A 17,377-nucleotide genomic window follows, 5' to 3' on the forward strand; every position below is an offset into this window, starting at 1 on the left:
GTCTTGGGGCGGGCAGAAAATCCGGGGTTTCCGGGAAACCGAGACTTTTTCATTAGCGCTTCTTGTTCGTCTGGGTTCACCTCGAACCTACTGAAAGTCTCAGAGGCTGGCGCTAGGACGTTTCCCAAAAGCGGCGCTGAAATTTCCTATTTCATGTTGTTGCAGGGGAAGAAGGAGATTTGCTCGGGGCGGCTGTGGCCCGGTAAATGGTGCCGGGAGCCGCGATTTTTTGTAAACCGATCGATCCAGATCAGCCATTTATCTTGGTCAACGTGCGCCAAGATTCAAAGCCGCAGTACGCTGCGCTCTTGGTCTGTGATGGCATCAAGGGTGGCACAGCTAGGCAAGTTGCCACCCGTTGTCTCCCATTCAATTTCAAGCAATACTCCCCACGTTCCCGAAAGGGGCTTGTGAGACTCTGAGGATCCTGGGCAACCAGCCATCGCAGAGCCAGGCAGGTACCGGGCGATGACAAGCCGACCTGTTTGTGAAAGGGCGCCGAAAGGCGCCCTTTGTCATTGTGGCAAGGGAGCTTGCTCCCGCTTGAGTGCGTAGCACTCACAAAATCAGCGGTGATGGTCAGGATTTTGGGGCCGCTGCGCAGCCCAGCGCGAGCAAGCTCGCTCGCCACAGGATAGCGTTCAACTCATTAGCCTCAGCCGAAGCGATCCTCTCACCAGTGCTTTATTGAACCTTCGCCAAATCCCCTTTCAACGCAACGCCCGCCATGATCGCCCCAGCGTGGCACTCATAGGTCTTGGCATCCTTGCGCTCATTTTTCTTGTAGAAGCTGACGATGTTGGTCACGGCATTGGCGCCGGCGTTCTTCGCTGCCTGGTGCAGGCTTATGATTGCTGATTGTGCGACCCATTCGCAGGCCACTTCGTCAGACTTGTTGAAGGCGTTGGTTTTCTTGTTGGTCACGGCACCCGCGCTGACTACGGTGACGTTGCCAGTCGGTGTATTGCCTGCCAGGTAGAATTTCACGCTGCCATCGATTTTGCCGGCGCGGGTTGCTTCGGCGACTGCTTTGTCAAAAGGCAGATACACCGCGGTGTCACGGGCTTGGCTGATGCCCGGCATTGCGCAGATCAGCAGGGTGGTGACGGCAGCGAGTTTCTTGAAGTGCATGGAGGTCTCCTTGACCCTGAGTCATTCGATTACGACCAGCGGCGGAAAATCAACGAGGTGTTGACCCCACCAAAAGCGAAATTGTTGTTCATCACGTACTGGTTGCTCATCTGCCGGAATTCACCGCGCAGGTAATCGAGCTTGCCGCACTGCGGATCGATCTCATCGAGGTTGAAGGTGTGTACGTATTGGTCGCGGTTCATCATTTCGATGCTGAACCAGGACTCCAGCGCGCCGCAGGCCCCCAGGGTGTGACCGAGGAAACTCTTCTGCGAACTGATTGGCATGTGTTTGCCGAACAACGCGCTGGTGGCCAGTGTTTCGGCAATGTCGCCCTGTTCTGTAGCGGTGCCGTGACCGTTCACATAGCCGATGTCGGAAGGCTGCAGCCCGGCGTCTTCCAGTGCCAGCTCCATGGCCCGGCGCATGGTGAGCTGCTCCGGGCGGGTGGCGTGCTGACCGTCGGCGTTGCTGCCGAAACCGACGATCTCGGCATGGATATGTGCGCCGCGTGCCAGGGCGTGTTCGAGCTCTTCGAGCACCAGCATGCCGCCGCCTTCACCGATCACCAGGCCATCGCGACCGGTGTCGTAAGGGCGCGGGCTGGTCTGCGGCGCATCGTTTTTCAGGCTGGTGGCGTAGAGCGCGTCGAACACCATGGCTTCGGTCGGGCACAGCTCTTCGGCGCCACCGGCGAGCATCAGCGGCAGGCGGCCGAACTTGATTGACTCGTAGGCGTAACCGATGCCCTGGCTGCCGCTGGTGCAGGCACTGGAGGTCGGGATCAGCCGGCCAGTGAGGCCGAAGAAGATGCTGATATTCGCCGCCGTGGTGTGCGGCATCATCCGCACGTAAGAGTTGGCGTTCAGGCCTTCGGCCACCGAGTTGAGCAGCATGTTGCCGAACGCCTTGATCTCGTCGGTGCTGCCGGTGGACGAGCCGCAGGAAACGCCCATGCGTCCGTCCTTGATCGACTCGTCGCCCAGCAGGCCGGCGTCCGCCAAAGCCTGTTCAGCCGCGCCCACGGCCAGGCGCGAGACGCGGCCCATGCTGCGCAGCTGCTTGCGGGTCCAGTGGCTTGGTACTTTGAAATCATCGATCGGCCCGGCCAGGCGCGTGTTGAGCTCGGTGAAACGATCCCACTCGTCCATGCGACGGATGCCGCTGCGGTTGGCCGCGAAGTTGGCGGCGATGGTTTCCCAATCGCTGCCCAATGAGGTAATGCCGGCCATGCCGGTGACGACGACGCGCTTCATCAGCACAGGCCTCCGTTGACGGCCAGAACCTGCCGGGTGATGTACGACGCTTCCGCCGACATCAGGAAATTCACCGCACCGGCCACCTCTTCCGGGGTGCCCATGCGTTGCGCGGGGATCATTTTCATCAGTTCTTCCACCGGCACGTTTTCATCGAGCATTGCCGTGTCGATCAGGCCGGGTGCGACACAGTTAACCGTGATTTTGCGCTTGCCCAGTTCGATCGCCAGCGCCTTGGCTGCGCCGATCAAACCAGCCTTGGACGCGCTGTAATTGACCTGGCCGCGATTGCCGATCAACCCGGACACCGAAGTGATGCAGACAATTCGCCCGGCGGCGCGACGACGGATCATCGGCATCATCACCGGGTGCAGCACATTGTAGAAACCGTCGAGATTGGTGCGCATCACCAGATCCCAATCCTCCTCGCTCAGGGCCGGAAAAGCACCGTCACGAGTCAGGCCAGCGTTGAGCACCACACCGTAATAGGCGCCATGGGTTTCGACGTCGGCTTCAAGAATAGCTTTGCAACTGGCACGGTCGGATACGTCGAATTGCAGGACGCGCACGTTGCGGCCCAAAGCTTCCACTTCGGCCTTTACCGCAATAGCGTCCGCCAGACCACTGCGACAGTGCAGCACGATGTCATGCCCGGCCCGGGCCAGGCGCAGCGCAATGGCGCGGCCGATACCACGGCTGGAGCCGGTGACCAATATGGATTCAGCCATCACTCGACTCCTTGGGGTTCATGAAGATATTGCGCGGCCTGAGGTGGGCGAAACACGTTTAGCCGGGCGGTGGCGTGGATGCCGGGGGCGGTGAGGTGGCATTCGAACACACCCATGCCGTTGTCATCTTCCAGCGAGCGTATCCCATGAATGGTCAACTCGGTGCCGGCGGGGAAGTGTTCCACGTTGCATTCGAATTTACGGGTGCCGAGCAGAAAGCCCAGTTCCACCGCATTGCCTTTCTGACGCGCATGGCAGCCGGCGTACGCGGCAACGCTCTGGGCCATCAGCTCGATGCCGACCCAGGCCGGCAGGCTGCCGTCGGGGCGATTGAACAGGCCGCCGGGCTTGACGGTGAGTCGGGTGTGAATCTGCTCGTCATCGAACGACAGGATCTGCTCGATCAGGATCATGTCGCCAGCGTGAGGCAGCAGTTCGGCGAGCGGCCAGGCAATCATGGGGCGTCTCCGATAATCAGGCTGACGTTATTGCCACCGAAGGCAAAGGAATTGCTCATCAGGTAGCGAGGTGCAATGGACGTCAGGTGGTCGGTCGGGGTCACCCAATGCAGGGCCGGTAATTCGGGGTCGGGTTGGCCGTCCCAGACGTGGGGCGGCAGGGCATGTTCACTGTTGGCCGCGTTCAGGCTCAACCAGCAAAACGCAGCTTCCAAAGCACCGGCAGCGCCGAGGGTATGGCCGGTCATCGGTTTGGTCGATGAGCAGGGCACGCCTTGCGGGAACAGCGTCGTCACGGCCAGGCTTTCCATGGCGTCGTTGTGTTGGGTGGCGGTGCCATGCAGGTTCAGATAGCCGATCTGCTGCGGTTGCAGGCTTGCGCGACTCAAGGCTTTGCGCATCGCTTGCAGGGCGCCTCGGCCGGTCGGTTCCGGCGCGGAAATATGGTGTGCATCGGAACTGGCGCCGCTGCCGAGCAGGGCAATCGGTTGGCGGTTACCGGCATTTTTGCTCATCAGAAACAGCACCGCCGCTTCGCCGATATTGATGCCGTTGCGGTTCGCCGAAAACGGGTTGCAGCGTTGTTCGGACACCGCTTCCAGGGCCGAGAAACCGTTGAGGGTCAGCTTGCACAAACTGTCGACACCGCCGCACAACACGGCGTCGCACAGGCCCAGATCAAGCAGTCGTTGGGCGCTCATCAGCGCGCGGGCGCTGGAGGTGCAGGCGGTGGAAATCACATAGGCCGGGCCGCTCAATTGCAGCCAGTCGGCGAGAAACGTCGCCGGCGCGCCAAGTTCCTGTTGCTGATAGTCATAATCGGCGGGGAACTGATGCTCGCGGATGTAATGGGCCAGACCGCTGCTGGCCTCGTGAATACCCGAGGTGCTGGTGCCGAGAATGACGCCGATACGGTCGCGGCCGTAGGTCTGGATTGCTTGCTCGATGTCTTCGCGAATCTGCAGCGCAGCCTCCAGCAGCAATTGATTGTTGCGACTGCTTTGATGCGCCAGCTCAGCCGGAATCGGCGCCAGCTCACCGCGCACCGCCGCCACTGGCAGCGAGCGTTCCACCACCCAGCCGGCCTCGCTGCGCATGCCCGAGCAATCGCCGGCAAACAGATTGCGGGCGACTTCCTGCTTATCGCGGCCCAGGGCGCAGATCACCCCGAGGGCGTTCAGATAAGCCGTCATGGCGTGTGCTCGCCTAACGGAGTGACGCGATAGTGAGGGCCTTGGGATACGTTCAATTCAAAGCTCAATGGTTGTGAATAGCGGATGTTCCAGCGCGGTGGCAAGGACCGTTGCCCGCCATGCTGGAGGGCGGCGGGATAGTTGCCATGTAATTCGCCCGTTGGGGTCAATGCAAACAACAAGGCAGCAAACAATTCCCGGGCTTCCGGATTAGGCGGCAGCAGACCGTCGGCCTGCCACTGGCCATCGATCAGCTTCTGCCGTGCCACGGGAATCCCCAAAGGGTCCATCATCGACCAGCGAATGCTCGGACCTTCACGCTGGATCACCAGCAGCCAGTCCTGACGCTGCTCGGCCATCTGACGTTCGATGTGCAGTTGCAGCGGCAACGCCAGGTTCGGGGTTCGCTCGGGCAGCGGTGCCTGGCTGGTGCAAGCGCTCAGCAACAGGACGCAACCCAGAAGCAGGAAACGGATCATCAGGTACACCCTTCAAGAGGCTTGCGCGCGACTACGTTGACCAGGGTTTCTTCCCGTTGGCCAAAGGGCTTTGGCTGGCGCAGGCCGAAGCGTTCGAGCAGGCCGAAATCCTTGGCGCGACTCCACCACAAGTAAGGGTAAGACACGTTCTGCGGGCCGAATTCAAAACCCTGCCGACGAATCATGTCCAGGTAACCGGCGGCGCTCTTCTGCACGTGCATCGGGTGGCGGAACAACCAGCGAATCACCCACGTATCAATGTAAGCCTCGGTGGACTCGGCGAACAGCAAATAGCCGCCCGGCTTGAGCACTCGATAGAACTCGGCCAGGGCTTGATCCTGTTCGACCAGGTGATGGAAGGTCTGGTGACAGAACAGCAGATCGACACTGGCGTCCGGGACGGCAAGGGTAGCGCAGTCACCGCCGATCAGTTCTACATCCATGCCCTGGCGGGCCGCTTCTTCGCCGCTCAGATTCAGGCTGTGCGGGTCGGCATCCAGACCGATCAGGCGCCGAGGCGCGAAGGTCTGGCGCAGGTACTGGAACGACTTGCCCTGGCCGCAACCGGCATCCAGCAGTACCGGATTGTCGGGCAACGGCGTGCTGAACAGATCGCGCAAATCGTTGATCGCCACGCGCAATACATGGTGCTGCCAGGTGTGACTACGCAGAAACCAGAAACCGAAACGGGTTTCTTCGACGTAGTTGTCGCTCAAGTAACTCATGTCGGATCCTGTGCGCAAAGGTCCGAGATCATCCGCAGTCGACGTTTGGGTTCGCTGACGAACGGGTTGCGCTCATCCCAGGCGTAACCCGCGAGGATCGAGCTGATCATGCGGCGGATTTCCGCTGTGCCGCCCTGATAGAAAATCACATCCTGAAAGGTCCCCGCGTACCAGCCTTCGACGTAGCAACGGAAGGTGTTGACGCCGCGCTTGAGCGGTTCGGCGAACTCGGTCTGCCAGTCGACGCTTTCACCTTGCAGTTGGCGGTGCAGCACGCCGGCGGCCATGCTCGCCGAACGCATGGCGATGGTCACACCGGAGGAAAACACCGGGTCGAGAAATTCCGCGGCGTTGCCCAACAAGGCGAAACCTGGGCCGTGCAGGGTTTTGACGTTGGCCGAATAGCCGCCAATGGTCCGCGCAGGTGTATCCCACACGGCATTGTTCAGCACACCGGCCAGGCTTGGCGTTTCGGCGATGAAGCCGCGCAAGCAGTCGTCCAGATTCTCGGTGCGGCCTTCGAAGTGTTCGGCGGCTGCCACCACGCCCACCGAGCAACGGCCATTGCTGAACGGGATGGTCCAGAACCAGATGTCACGCTGGGTCGGATGGGTGGTGATGAGGATTTTCTCCCGGTCGAAAGCCGGGCTGTCGATACAATCTTCGACGTGGGTAAACACGGCCTGGCGCACCGGGAAGTTCGACGGTGCTTCAAGGTCCAGCAAACGCGGCAGCACGCGACCGTAGCCGCTGGCATCGAGCACGAAATCGGCCTCGACGCGGTATTGGCTACCATCTTCGCGGAGCACATCGAGCTGCGGTTTCGCCAGGCTGAAATCGGCGCTGACAATGGCTTCGCCATAACGGACATCGACACCTTGCAGCTCAGCCTGATCGGCCAGCAGCTTGTCGAAGTCGGCGCGCTGAACCTGGAACGTCGTCGGCTTGCCGTTGGTGAATGTGTCGCCGAAATCGAAGGCGCTGTACTGATCGCCCCAGGCGAACGCCGCACCGTTCTTGCGCTGGAAACCGGCGGCGTTCACCGCCTCGAGCATGCCGGCTTCTTCGACGAAATCCAGGCAGTGGGACAGCAGGCTTTCACCGATGGAAAACCGTGGGAAATGCTGGCGCTCGATCATCAGCACATCATGACCTTTGCGCTTGAGCAGCGCGGCGGCGATGGCGCCCGAGGGGCCGGCACCGATCACCACCACCTGACGACGTTCCATTTCAACTGTTGGCACGGGTGCTCCTTGCCGGGGCGGCGATATTCAAAGGGATTCGGTGCATGCCGGCGAGTGCCGGCAGCAGGGTTGCGATCAGGCCCATCAACATCAGCGCGAAATACAGCGCCGGGCTGATGAGCTGTTGTTGCAGCAGCAGGTTGAGAAAAACGATCTCGCTCAAGCCGCGAATATTCAGCAAAAGACTTTCCCGCCAGCGGCTGGCACCTTCGAACGAGGCACCAGCCCAGCCGAGGCCCAGCCAGTTGCCCAACAGTTTGCTGGCAATCGGCAACAGCAGGAGCGCGGCCAGTTGCACGCCGCCGAGACTGTCGATGGCGCTGTGCACGTTGATCTGCACGATGCCGAACGTGAGGATCAGCGGGATGGCGATCCAGGTCTGCAAACGGTTCATCCACGCCGCCGGTAATGGCAGCACCAATGGCACCTTGAGCGCGGCCATGCACAGCAGATAGCCGATGCCGAAAATCAGCGCATTGAGTTTGAAGTGTTCGGCGACCACCAGCAGCGCGAAGAAGCAGCCGTTGTGCAGCAACGGTTGGCGCACCCCGAGCAGTCGCAGCGACAATGGCAGGCAGGCGCCAGCCAGCGGCAGCAAGAGGCTGCTCAGGTGCAGGCTGCCCTGGGCGAACGCGAACAGGGTCCAGCAGGTCAGATCGATCAGGATCGCGGTTTGCACCAGACGCCGGGTGGCGGCAGGCGGGTAGTTGATGTGTCGCAGGTACAGATACAACACCGGAATCGCGGTGATGGCGAACAGCAGACCAACCGCCAGCGAGCTGATCCACGGCTGCGGCGGCAACAGCCAGACCGCCGTCGCCAGCCCGCAGGCAAACGGAATGCAGAAACTCGGCAGGGCTATTTTCAGGCTCTGGCGTTCCAGCCGCAGGTCGATCACGTCGCTGAGGATGTGCCCCAGCAGCAAGGCAAAGCTCAGGCTGTAGAGGTTTTTCAGCCAGCCCGGCGAGATCAGGTCGGCGCCGCTCAAGTGCCAGCCCGGTTCGATCCAGAAGTACATCAGCAACGGCAGGCCGAAGGTCGCCAGCAGCAACTGGCTGACGATCGGAATCAGACCGAAATGACGACCGATACGGGTGGCCACGGCGAACAACACCAGGGCCATCGCCCAGAACACGGCGACCATCATGCTGCCGGCTCCACGACCGGGGCGGCATGGACTTGGCGTCCGGCCCACGGCGCCAGAATGAAACTGAATGCCAGGCCGAGGCTCACCGACAGGCCGAAGTTGCTCACCGCCGGTGTGCTGGACACCGCCAGCAAGCCGAACGACAACCAAGTGGTCACCGCTGCCAGCAAGGTGCCCAGCAGACTCGCCGCGGCGCCGCCGATCTGTTCGCGCATGAGGATCGCGTAATCGACGCTGATAGCCGTCACCAGCAACAGGCCGAACAGGCTGAACAGCGTCAGCGGCTGACCGAGCCAGCCGAGGCTTGCCAGACTGCACAGAGCCGCCAGCAACGGCAGGGAGACGATTCGCAGCGCGCCACCGAAACCGAATGGCAGGATCAGCACCAGCACGATCAGTACGCAGGAGGCGAGTTTCAATTCAGCGGCGCTGATTTGGGTGGCGGCGAAAACCTGGTTCAATTCACCGAGGCGGTCCACCAGTTCCACGCCCGCCAAGTCCTGCGCCTGGACCCGCAACAGCGCAGGATTGTTCAAGCCTTGCAGACTGACCATCGCAGCCACACCGTCATCGGTCGGCCCCAGCCACAGCGTGCGATAGGGCTCGGCCAATGGGCCCGCCAGCGCTGCGTCGATGTCTTCGACGGGCAGCGCTTGCAACGTTGCCAACTCGGCCTGCAACGCGGTGGCCGGCACGCCGAGGGCGAGCAACGGTTGCCAGAATTGCGGCAGCTTGCTCAGTGCTTCACGCACTTTGCGCTGTTCGCTCGGTGGGCTGACCAGTTGGTTGAGCGACAGATAGCCCTGAAGTTTTTCCAGATTGACCAACTGATCCAGACGCTCGCTCAGTGCCGTCAGACGTTCGAGCAGTTCCTGCTGATTGGACGCGCGCACCAGGAAGAACTGGCTGGTAGGTTGATAGCCGGTGATGCGTGCGATGGTCTGGGCCTCGTCAGTCAGTTGCTGCGGCGTGCCGACCCATTGGCGAATATCGTTTTTGCTTTGCAGCTGCAACAGACCGCCGACACAGAAGGCGATCAGCAGTGCCAGCAGTACTGGCGTGCGCAAGTATTTCAGCAGCGATTCACGCAGCTCCAGCAACTTCTCGGCGATGCGCATCGGCCATTGCGCCGGTCGCAGATCCACGCCCTTGAGCAGCGCCGGCAACAGGCACACTGCCGACAGGTAGGCGCCCACCAGGCCGGCAGCGGAGAACACGGCAATCTGGGTCAGGGCCGGAAACGGCGTCCAGGCCAGGGCCAGGTAGCCGATGCAACTGGTGATCAGGCTCAGTGTCAGCCCCGGCAGGGTCAGGCGCAACGCCGGCCAGCTGTGCCAGGGTTTCAGGCTCCAGCTTTTCGAGAGGTAATGCAGCGGGTAATCCACCGCCACGCCGATCAGGCTTGAACCCAGCACCAGCGTCATCACATGCATGTGACCGAACAGCGCCACGCAGGCCACTGCGCCGAACAGCATGCCCACCAGCACCGGGACGAACGCCAACAACACCCGCCAACGCCGGAAGGCCAGCAACAGCAGCAACAGAATCCCGACCGTGGCGCCGCCGCCGACCCAGGTCATCTCGCGAGCGGCTTGCCGTTGCCCGCTGGCGGCGTACAACAGGCCGCTGGCGGCGAGTAGTTGCACATCCGCCCGGGAGGCTTCTTCGCGACTGTACTGGAGCAGGTCGGCCACTTGCAGCGGCAGGCTCATGTCGAACGCGTTGCCGGCGGTTCGCGCCCGCAGCATCACCCAACTCTTGCCGTCGGCATCGGCAACCAGCGCACCGCTGCCGATGTCCAGTTGCACCAAACCATGCTGTGGCTGGCTGTTCTGGATACGTCCGGTCAGGCCGAGCCAATCGTCCTGGCTCGGCACCAGGCTGAAGCCGGTGAATGGGTCGAACAGGGCTTGTACCCGTTGCTGAATAAAGGCGTCGGGGTGTTCGATGAGTTGCTGCCGGTCGGCCACGGACAGCATTGCCAGTCGGCCTTGCAGCAATTGTGTGCGGAGCGCCGGCAAGTCGGCCTGCAGGTTCCACTGGACCTTTTCGAAGACGCCGCTGGCCTGCCACTGCTCGCCCAGTTTTTGCGCCATGGCGATGGCTTGCTGGCGCTCTTTATGGCCGACCAGCACCAACATTTCCCGGTTCAGCGGTTCTTGCATGCGTTGTTCGGCGCGCAGTTCCAGCGCGTCCGGCGCGGTGCCTGGCACCAGTTCCATCAGGTTGGCCGACAGCGGCGCGTCGTCACGCCATTGCCAGCCGGCGAGCGCGAGCACCGCCAGCAGCAGGATCAGAAACAGCCGCGGCAGCATGCGTTCACTCGGCAAAGTCATGTTGCTCCGCATCGCTCAAAGGTTGTAAGCGGGTGCTGTCCTGCATGCGCAACAGGGTTCGGTCACCCTGGGTTTCGAGCAGCTCGATGCTGTGCACCAGTTCGCCGCCGTCAATGTTGATCTGATTGAACACCTGCTTGAGCAGCATCGAGCGCGGGGTCAGGGTCAGCTTCCAGTTCTGTGCATCGCCGCTCAGCGACAGTTCGAAATCCCGTTGCAGGCCACTGCTGTCGCCTTGCAGCACCGCGAGGAACAAACGGTTCTGTTCGGCGCCGGCACTCTTGTTCGGCAACATTTGCCAGCCGTTGGCGTCACGCCGGGCAATGCCCTTGTCGCTGATGCGGTAGTCCTGTTGCAGCGGGGTTTTCAGCAACCAGAGCAGGCCGTGATTCTTCGCCAAAACGAAGGTGCCTTTGCTGGTCAGCGGCTGGGGCAGGGCGCGCAGGTGTTTTTCCTGGATGAAGCTGCCGTGGATCACATCGGGCTTGGCCAGTTGATCGCTCAACTGCTGTAGATCGAAAGCCTGGGCCAATGATGAAAGCCCGAGCAACGCTAAAGCGCCAAGGCATTTGAACAGCGAGTTCATGGCAGCATCCTTTCAACCGCGTCGGTGAACACCTTCGGCGAAGCCAACTGCATTTCGCGGCTGCTCATGTCGACGGCGACCTGCACTGAAACAGCGCGGGTCAAACGTTCACCGGTTGCAAGATCGCTGATCAGGTAATTGATCTTCAGACGGTTTTCCCACTCCACCAGACTGGCGCGCACATTCAACTTCTGGCCGAACACGGCGCCACGCACATAGCGCAGCTGCAAGTCGATCACCGGCCACGCGTAACCCGACGCCACCATGGCGTCGTAGTTGTGGCCGATCTTGTCCAGCAGCGCACAGCGGGCGACTTCCAGGTATTTGACGTAATGGCCGTGCCAGACCACGTTCATGGTGTCGACGTCAAAGAACGGTACGAGGATTTCCGTGTCGGTGTGAAGCACTCCCTTGCTACGCATGCAGCCTCCAGTGTTGTTCGGCGATGCGTTGCAGGCACAGGCGCAATTCGCCTTCCAGAGCACGGTCTTCGATGACCGGCGGGAAGTCCTTGGCCAATTCTTCATGCATCGCGGCCAGGGCCGGTGGCAGTGGACGCGCGTCTTCAGCCTGGCCGCGTAGCCAGACGCCTTGGTTGGCGGCGAGCAAGGTGGCGGCGGCGACCTGTTCGGTCAGCTCCAGCACGCGGATGGCGTCGCGGGCAGCGATGGTGCCCATGCTGACTTTGTCCTGGTTGTGGCACTCGGTGGAGCGCGAAAAGACGCTGGCCGGCAGGGTGTTTTTCAGGGCCTCGGCGGTCCAGGCGCTGGTGCCGATCTGCACCGCCTTGAAGCCATGATTAAGCATCGCGCGGTCGGCGGTGGCGCCGGACAGATTGCTCGGCAAGCCATGGTTGTAACGCTCGTCCACCAGCAGCGCGAGCTGACGATCAAGCAAATCGGCGACGTTGGCCACCAGGTTTTTCAGGCTGTCCATGGCAAACGCAATGTGGCCGCCGTAGAAGTGCCCGCCGTGCAGCACGCGTTCGGCTTCGGCGTCGATGATCGGGTTGTCGTTGGCGCTGTTGAGTTCGATCTCGATGAACGAGCGCAGCCAGTTCAGGCTGTCTGCCAGCACACCGAGCACGTGCGGCGCACAACGCAGGGAATAGCGGTCTTGCAGGCGATGCAGCGGCGCGGTCGGCGCATCGATCGCCAAATCCTTGCGCAGCCACGCGGCGACTTGCATCTGCCCTGGATGAGGTTTGGCGGCGAACAGACGCTCGTCGAAATGCTCCGGGTTGCCCTGTAAAGCGACCACGTTCAGCGCGGTGATGCGCGTGGCCAGTTGCAGCAGGTAATCAGCGCGGGCGTAAGCCAGGCAGGCGAGGCCGGTCATTACGGCAGTGCCGTTCATCAGCGCCAGCGCTTCTTTCGGACGCAATACCAGCGGTTCCCAACCCAGTTCGCTGTGCACATCGACGGCTTGTCGACGCTCACCACGGAACATCACTTCGCGCTCGCCGGACAAGGTTGCGGCGACGTAGGACAGCGGCGTCAGATCACCACTGGCGCCCACCGAACCTTCTTCCGGAATCAGCGGCAGAATGTCGTGTTCGAGGAAGGCTTGCAGACGCTCCAGCAGTTCCACGCGTACCCCGGAAACGCCGTAGCAAAGCGATTGCAAACGCGCCGCCAGCACCGCGCGGGTGGCTTGGGCGTCGAGCAGTTTACCCAGGCCGCAACCGTGGAAGGTATACAGATGACGGGGCAGGGCTTCGACGTGGTGCAGCGGCACCGCCACCACGCAGGAGTCGCCATAACCGGTGGTCACGCCATAGATCACGCCTTCCTTGTCCAACAGGGAATCAAGGAATTGCGGACCCTTGGCGATGCGCTGGCGAAACTCGGGGTCGCCCTGCAACTGCGTCGGCACCTGACGGTTGGCCAGGGCCAGCACGTCTTCGATGCGCAAAGGGAGTTCGCCGAAGGTTACCGGCTCAAGCATTGGCGTCGTCATCGGTCTTCCAGAAAGGGTAAAAGTTGAACCATTGTTGGGGTGCTTCGAGGCAATAGTGACCCAGGCGTTCGGCGTAGCGGGAGGCCCACTGATGAATGACCTGTTCGCGGTCGCTGCGTTTCCACACCACTGCCTCGGTGAACGGTTCGAGGGTCAGTCGATAGTCGCCCGTCGGTTTCTTCAGGCACAGCAGCAAATTGACCGGGCATTTCAGCAGACCGGCCAATAGCCACGGGCCTTGGGGAAAGGCTGCCTGATGCCCAAGAAAATCCACTGTCACGCTGCGCCCGCCATGTAACGGCACGCGATCGCCGGCAATCGCCAGCCATTCGCCGCGCTCCAGGCGTTCATGCAGTTGCAGCATGATCACCGGGTCCAGCTCGCTGACCTGAATCAGCCGCAGATTGGTCGCTCCGGCTTCGCCCAACAGACGGTTGAATTGTTCGGCATGCTTGGTGTGTACCAGCACGTTCATGGTGACTTTCTCGCCGATCTCGGCCAGCGCCCGGCAGACCTCGAGATTGCCCAGGTGTGCGCCCACCAGCATTTGTCCGCGTGTGCCGCGCAGTTTGTTGCGTAGCAACGCCGGGTCGATGATTTCGATCTGCTCGATGCTCAGTTTGCCGTTCCACACGTCGAGCTTGTCGAGCATGGAGTCGGCGAAGGCCATGAACTGACCGAACACCCGCCAATGGGTCGGGCGCAATTCGCGCCGACCGCTCCAGTCGGCGAGCCGCTGCTGGTATTGCCAGGCGCTTTGGCGGGCGCTGCGCCCGAACAGGAAAAAGTACAGGACGATGCCGTACAGCAACGGGCTCAACAACCGACGGCCCAAGACTTTTGCGCAAAGCGCAGTGAACTTCATCAACCAGAAACTGCCGCGCTCCTCACGGTCGGCCCAGTGCTGTTTGTCTGCGTTGCCGCTCATGCTCGCCACCGTCGCCAGAGGATCACCGGTGCCCGCAACAACATGCCGAAGAACAGCCGGGTGTGCATGCCCGAAATCAGTACATTGTCGTGGAACAGGCGGAAATGCGAGACGCCATCCAGCGGGTAATGAACCCTGGTTTTCAGCCACTGCATCGGCTGATTGCGCCAGGCCAGGCGCACCAGAATGTCGGAGTCGAAGTCCATGCGTTTGCCGATTCTGGCCGAGTCGATCAGGGCCAGGGTTGGCGGTAATGGGTAGACGCGGAAGCCGCACATGGAATCGCGAATCTGCAACGACAGGGTGTTGAGCCAGACCATCACATGAGTCAGGTACCGGGCGTACAAACGACCTTTCGGCACGCTGGCGTCGTATTGCGGATAACCGCAGATTACCGCCTCAGGATGAGTGCGCGAATGCTCGATGAAGATTTTGACGTCTTGCAGGTCATGCTGGCCGTCGGCGTCCACCTGCAAGGCATGGCTGAAGCCCAGGCGCGAGGCTTCCCGCAGGCCGGTCATTACCGCGCCGCCCTTGCCTTGATTGATGGTGAGCCTGATCAGGTAAACCCGATCACGCTGCGCCAGTTGGTCAAGCACCTTGGCACAGGCCGGGCTGCTGGCATCGTCCACCAGAATGCACGGCAGGCCACTGGCAAGCAGCGCATCGAGCACGGCGGTGATTGCGGTTTCGTGGTTGTAGACCGGGATTACGGCGCAGGGGTTATGCATCGCTGGCAGCCTCCAGCAAAATCCGCCCGCTGGAGCAGGTGGCGGTTTCATTGCGATAGGCGAAATACAATTTACTGCGCGCCGAGTCGAAGCGCAGGTGCAACTGGATTTCATCGCCGGGACGCACCAGTTGCTGGAATTTCAGCACTTCCATGCCGGCGAATTTTGCCGGCAGATCCATCAATTGCTGGCCCAGGCTCAATGCCCATTCCACCTGCACCACACCGGGCAATACCGGCGCCCGGGGGAAATGGCCGCTGAAGTAGGCCAGGTCTGGCGGGACGGCCAGTTGCAGGCTCCACTCGCCATCGACTTCGACCTGCTCCAGCACTTGCGCCGCCTTTGGCCGAGGTGTCAGCAGCAAGGCTTCAACTTCGGTCTGGGGCAGTTTGCCTTGCGCGTTCAGCGGCAGCTGCCGCAACAAACGCCAGCGGCGTGGCAGGGCCAGCGTTTCACAATGTTGACTCAGATGCTGACGCAAGGCTTGAGTGAAGCTGCGTCGCCCCTGATTACGCAACGCATGCAGGCCTCGTTCGCTGAGCACCAGCAGCGCACCCAATGAGGCGCGATTTTCCTGAATCACACCGAGGCGCGCTTCGGCGACCCAGGCGTGAGCCATCAGCGCTTGTTCGAGCATCGGCAGCGAGATACGTTTTTCTTCCAGTTTGACGATTCGGTCCAGCCGTCCCAACAGCTCGAAACGACCGTCGGCGGCCATGCGCGCGGCATCGGCGGTGTGCTCGATATGGCCGGCAGGCAAGTACGGTGACGCAACAAGCAGGGCGCCATCGCTGTCCTGGCTCAGCGCAACATCGGCGAAGGTCTGCCAGAGATTCTGGCCCTGACGCCAGGCGATGCCGCCGGTTTCCGAGCTGCCGAAAATTTCGGTCGGCCATTGTTGCAGGCGTTCGTACAGGCTTTGCGCCGCTTCGGCGGGCAACGCGCCACCGGAGGAAAATACTCGGCGCACTGCGCTCAGCGCTGGCCAGTCGAGGTTGTCGCCCATGCGTTTGAGCAGCGCCGGGCTGGCGACCCAGGCGAAGGCCAGGTGTTCGCGGCTGGCGCGTTGCAGGTCTTCCGGGAAGGCCAGTTGTGTACGCACAAACGAACGCCCGGCGCACAATGGCCATAGCACCCGAAACAGCAAGCCGTAGATGTGCTGCGTGGCGACGCTGCCGATGATGCAGGCCTCACCCAGATCTGCGCCCCACAAGTGCTCCAGCGCTTCGACTTCATTGGCCAATTGGCGCAGGGTTTTGTCGATGCGCTTGGGTTCGCCACTGGAGCCGGAGGTGCACAGGCTCAGCTGACAGCGATCCAGATCCAGCGGGTTGGCCGGCAGCGGTGGATGTCGATAATCGCTCAGGTGCGCATCGTCGGCGTGATCGGTCAGCCACAGATCGACGTCGGTCGACCAGCGCTGGCGAGTCTGCGCTTGCAGGTCGGCGGGCAGCAGCACGCTGATCCCGGCACGCCAGGCGCCGAACAGGGCAATGGCCAGGTCGGCGGCGTCCTCAAGGTGCACGGCGATGCGCTGTACCCCCTGAGCTTGCAGGCCAGCCGCCAGGCTCAGGGCCTGTTCGCACAATTGCGCGTGATTCAACGCCGGTTCCACCGTCACGGTGCGGTCCGGCCGAGCCTTGAGCAATAGTTGCTCAAGTGTTATCCAATTCATGGGCGGCCTCTTACCCGTTGTCGTATGAGCCATTCAATGGCAAACATCAGGCCGATCAATCCATAGGAGATCAGGCCGGTGTACAACATCCACCAACTCAGCGGCGCCCAAAGGGTCAGGGCGGCGGCGCACAAGCCGTTGCAGAGAAAAAACACGCTCCAGGCAATCGTCACCTGGCGGGTGTAGCGAATGGCCCTGGCCGGTAATTCCGGTTCTCGCAGACGGGCCAGGCGTTCGATCATCGGCGGGCCATATTTCAGGCTCAGGCCGAACAGCACCAGCATGAACGCGCTGATCAGCACCGGATACCAGCGCAGCAGCACCGGACTGTCGAATAGAGCCAGCAGCAGGCAAAACCCGATGGCGACCGTGGCCATCCACAGGCTTCCGGGGCGCCGCACGCCGGTCAGCGCTCGCGCCAGCCACAGGCTACCCAGCAGCAGACCGAACTGCCACGGGGCAAAATGTTCCATGCCGAAATACACCGCAAAGGGGTACAGCAGGCCTGCCAGCAGCAGGCCGAGGCCGATCAGTCGGCTCATGCGGCCGGTTGAACCAGACGGTAGACCGCCTCGACCACGTCGCTGACGGTACGCACCGATTTGAATTCTTCGGCGGCGATTTTCTTGCCGGTCTGGCGTTTGATGTGATCGATCAGGTCGACCGCATCGATGCTGTCGATTTCCAGATCCTGATACAGGTTGGACCCCAGGCTGATGCGCTCGGGCTCCAGCTCAAAGAGTTCGACCAGAGCATCGCGCAGGGTATTGAAAATATCGTCACGAGTTTGCATGGTCCGGT

The 17,377-nt window shown here is 61.7% G+C and carries 18 protein-coding genes; all 18 read right to left on the reverse strand.

Annotated features, from left to right (window positions below; all coding sequences use genetic code 11):
- Positions 1 to 684: 684 nt before the first annotated feature.
- Genes MEB48_RS10670 through MEB48_RS10755 form a run of 18 tightly spaced genes read right to left on the reverse strand, consistent with a single transcriptional unit; the run spans position 685 to position 17,369 of the window.
- A complete protein-coding gene (locus MEB48_RS10670; protein ID WP_237884228.1) occupies positions 685 to 1,131 on the reverse strand; it encodes an excinuclease in 447 nt (148 codons plus the stop codon).
- A 29-nt stretch (positions 1,132 to 1,160) separates the two neighbouring features.
- Positions 1,161 to 2,387 carry a beta-ketoacyl-ACP synthase gene (locus MEB48_RS10675; protein ID WP_237884229.1) on the reverse strand — a complete coding sequence of 409 codons (1,227 nt, stop codon included), beginning with the start codon at positions 2,385 to 2,387 and terminating at the stop codon, positions 1,161 to 1,163.
- Entirely contained in the window at positions 2,387 to 3,115 is a 729-nt protein-coding gene (gene fabG, locus MEB48_RS10680) for a 3-oxoacyl-ACP reductase FabG (protein ID WP_237884230.1), read from the reverse strand. Before fabG ends, MEB48_RS10675 begins: the two co-directional genes overlap by 1 nt.
- Positions 3,115 to 3,573 carry a hotdog family protein gene (locus MEB48_RS10685; RefSeq protein WP_008009164.1) on the reverse strand — a complete coding sequence of 153 codons (459 nt, stop codon included), beginning with the start codon at positions 3,571 to 3,573 and terminating at the stop codon, positions 3,115 to 3,117. The genes fabG and MEB48_RS10685 overlap by 1 nt, the downstream gene beginning before the upstream one ends.
- Positions 3,570 to 4,766, reverse strand: a complete 1,197-nt coding sequence (locus MEB48_RS10690; RefSeq protein ID WP_237884231.1) for a beta-ketoacyl-[acyl-carrier-protein] synthase family protein — start codon at positions 4,764 to 4,766, stop codon at positions 3,570 to 3,572. Before MEB48_RS10690 ends, MEB48_RS10685 begins: the two co-directional genes overlap by 4 nt.
- Positions 4,763 to 5,245: a hypothetical protein gene (locus MEB48_RS10695; RefSeq protein ID WP_237884232.1), complete on the reverse strand. Its 483-nt coding sequence runs from the start codon at positions 5,243 to 5,245 to the stop codon at positions 4,763 to 4,765. Before MEB48_RS10695 ends, MEB48_RS10690 begins: the two co-directional genes overlap by 4 nt.
- The gene (locus MEB48_RS10700) at positions 5,245 to 5,970 is read right to left on the reverse strand and encodes a class I SAM-dependent methyltransferase (RefSeq protein ID WP_237884233.1); all 726 of its coding nucleotides are present in this window, start codon (positions 5,968 to 5,970) and stop codon (positions 5,245 to 5,247) included. Before MEB48_RS10700 ends, MEB48_RS10695 begins: the two co-directional genes overlap by 1 nt.
- Positions 5,967 to 7,214, reverse strand: coding sequence for an NAD(P)/FAD-dependent oxidoreductase (locus MEB48_RS10705; protein WP_237884234.1), 1,248 nt, complete (start codon positions 7,212 to 7,214; stop codon positions 5,967 to 5,969). Before MEB48_RS10705 ends, MEB48_RS10700 begins: the two co-directional genes overlap by 4 nt.
- Entirely contained in the window at positions 7,201 to 8,361 is a 1,161-nt protein-coding gene (locus MEB48_RS10710) for a sodium:proton antiporter (protein WP_237884235.1), read from the reverse strand. Before MEB48_RS10710 ends, MEB48_RS10705 begins: the two co-directional genes overlap by 14 nt.
- Positions 8,358 to 10,697: an MMPL family transporter gene (locus MEB48_RS10715; RefSeq protein WP_237884236.1), complete on the reverse strand. Its 2,340-nt coding sequence runs from the start codon at positions 10,695 to 10,697 to the stop codon at positions 8,358 to 8,360. Before MEB48_RS10715 ends, MEB48_RS10710 begins: the two co-directional genes overlap by 4 nt.
- Positions 10,681 to 11,283, reverse strand: a complete 603-nt coding sequence (locus MEB48_RS10720) for an outer membrane lipoprotein carrier protein LolA (RefSeq protein ID WP_237884237.1) — start codon at positions 11,281 to 11,283, stop codon at positions 10,681 to 10,683. Before MEB48_RS10720 ends, MEB48_RS10715 begins: the two co-directional genes overlap by 17 nt.
- Positions 11,280 to 11,705 (reverse strand): acyl-CoA thioesterase, encoded by a 426-nt coding sequence (locus MEB48_RS10725; protein WP_237884238.1) that lies wholly within the window; start codon positions 11,703 to 11,705, stop codon positions 11,280 to 11,282. Before MEB48_RS10725 ends, MEB48_RS10720 begins: the two co-directional genes overlap by 4 nt.
- Positions 11,698 to 13,242: an HAL/PAL/TAL family ammonia-lyase gene (locus tag MEB48_RS10730; RefSeq protein ID WP_237884239.1), complete on the reverse strand. Its 1,545-nt coding sequence runs from the start codon at positions 13,240 to 13,242 to the stop codon at positions 11,698 to 11,700. The genes MEB48_RS10725 and MEB48_RS10730 overlap by 8 nt, the downstream gene beginning before the upstream one ends.
- Entirely contained in the window at positions 13,223 to 14,170 is a 948-nt protein-coding gene (locus MEB48_RS10735) for an LpxL/LpxP family acyltransferase (RefSeq protein ID WP_237884240.1), read from the reverse strand. Before MEB48_RS10735 ends, MEB48_RS10730 begins: the two co-directional genes overlap by 20 nt.
- Complete coding sequence (locus MEB48_RS10740) at positions 14,167 to 14,901, reverse strand: glycosyltransferase family 2 protein (protein ID WP_237884241.1); 735 nt, start codon at positions 14,899 to 14,901, stop codon at positions 14,167 to 14,169. The genes MEB48_RS10735 and MEB48_RS10740 overlap by 4 nt, the downstream gene beginning before the upstream one ends.
- Positions 14,894 to 16,576, reverse strand: coding sequence for an acyl-CoA synthetase family protein (locus tag MEB48_RS10745; protein ID WP_237884242.1), 1,683 nt, complete (start codon positions 16,574 to 16,576; stop codon positions 14,894 to 14,896). Before MEB48_RS10745 ends, MEB48_RS10740 begins: the two co-directional genes overlap by 8 nt.
- Entirely contained in the window at positions 16,573 to 17,118 is a 546-nt protein-coding gene (locus MEB48_RS10750) for a hypothetical protein (RefSeq protein ID WP_237884243.1), read from the reverse strand. Before MEB48_RS10750 ends, MEB48_RS10745 begins: the two co-directional genes overlap by 4 nt.
- Positions 17,115 to 17,369, reverse strand: coding sequence for an acyl carrier protein (locus MEB48_RS10755; RefSeq protein ID WP_007903178.1), 255 nt, complete (start codon positions 17,367 to 17,369; stop codon positions 17,115 to 17,117). The genes MEB48_RS10750 and MEB48_RS10755 overlap by 4 nt, the downstream gene beginning before the upstream one ends.
- Positions 17,370 to 17,377 lie beyond the last annotated feature (8 nt).

This window comes from Pseudomonas sp. PGPR40 (assembly GCF_022014505.1).
In the GTDB taxonomy this organism is placed as follows: domain Bacteria; phylum Pseudomonadota; class Gammaproteobacteria; order Pseudomonadales; family Pseudomonadaceae; genus Aquipseudomonas.

Coding starts and splice junctions, on each gene's coding strand:
- MEB48_RS10715 (WP_237884236.1), bottom strand. CDS start 10,697: ATGACTTTGCCGAGTGAACGCATGCTGCCGCGGCTGTTTCTGATCCTG.
- MEB48_RS10710 (WP_237884235.1), bottom strand. CDS start 8,361: ATGATGGTCGCCGTGTTCTGGGCGATGGCCCTGGTGTTGTTCGCCGTG.
- MEB48_RS10735 (WP_237884240.1), bottom strand. CDS start 14,170: ATGAGCGGCAACGCAGACAAACAGCACTGGGCCGACCGTGAGGAGCGC.
- MEB48_RS10745 (WP_237884242.1), bottom strand. CDS start 16,576: ATGAATTGGATAACACTTGAGCAACTATTGCTCAAGGCTCGGCCGGAC.
- MEB48_RS10730 (WP_237884239.1), bottom strand. CDS start 13,242: ATGACGACGCCAATGCTTGAGCCGGTAACCTTCGGCGAACTCCCTTTG.
- MEB48_RS10675 (WP_237884229.1), bottom strand. CDS start 2,387: ATGAAGCGCGTCGTCGTCACCGGCATGGCCGGCATTACCTCATTGGGC.
- MEB48_RS10700 (WP_237884233.1), bottom strand. CDS start 5,970: ATGAGTTACTTGAGCGACAACTACGTCGAAGAAACCCGTTTCGGTTTC.
- MEB48_RS10750 (WP_237884243.1), bottom strand. CDS start 17,118: ATGAGCCGACTGATCGGCCTCGGCCTGCTGCTGGCAGGCCTGCTGTAC.
- MEB48_RS10690 (WP_237884231.1), bottom strand. CDS start 4,766: ATGACGGCTTATCTGAACGCCCTCGGGGTGATCTGCGCCCTGGGCCGC.
- MEB48_RS10695 (WP_237884232.1), bottom strand. CDS start 5,245: ATGATCCGTTTCCTGCTTCTGGGTTGCGTCCTGTTGCTGAGCGCTTGC.
- MEB48_RS10755 (WP_007903178.1), bottom strand. CDS start 17,369: ATGCAAACTCGTGACGATATTTTCAATACCCTGCGCGATGCTCTGGTC.
- MEB48_RS10720 (WP_237884237.1), bottom strand. CDS start 11,283: ATGAACTCGCTGTTCAAATGCCTTGGCGCTTTAGCGTTGCTCGGGCTT.
- fabG (WP_237884230.1), bottom strand. CDS start 3,115: ATGGCTGAATCCATATTGGTCACCGGCTCCAGCCGTGGTATCGGCCGC.
- MEB48_RS10670 (WP_237884228.1), bottom strand. CDS start 1,131: ATGCACTTCAAGAAACTCGCTGCCGTCACCACCCTGCTGATCTGCGCA.
- MEB48_RS10725 (WP_237884238.1), bottom strand. CDS start 11,705: ATGCGTAGCAAGGGAGTGCTTCACACCGACACGGAAATCCTCGTACCG.
- MEB48_RS10685 (WP_008009164.1), bottom strand. CDS start 3,573: ATGATTGCCTGGCCGCTCGCCGAACTGCTGCCTCACGCTGGCGACATG.
- MEB48_RS10740 (WP_237884241.1), bottom strand. CDS start 14,901: ATGCATAACCCCTGCGCCGTAATCCCGGTCTACAACCACGAAACCGCA.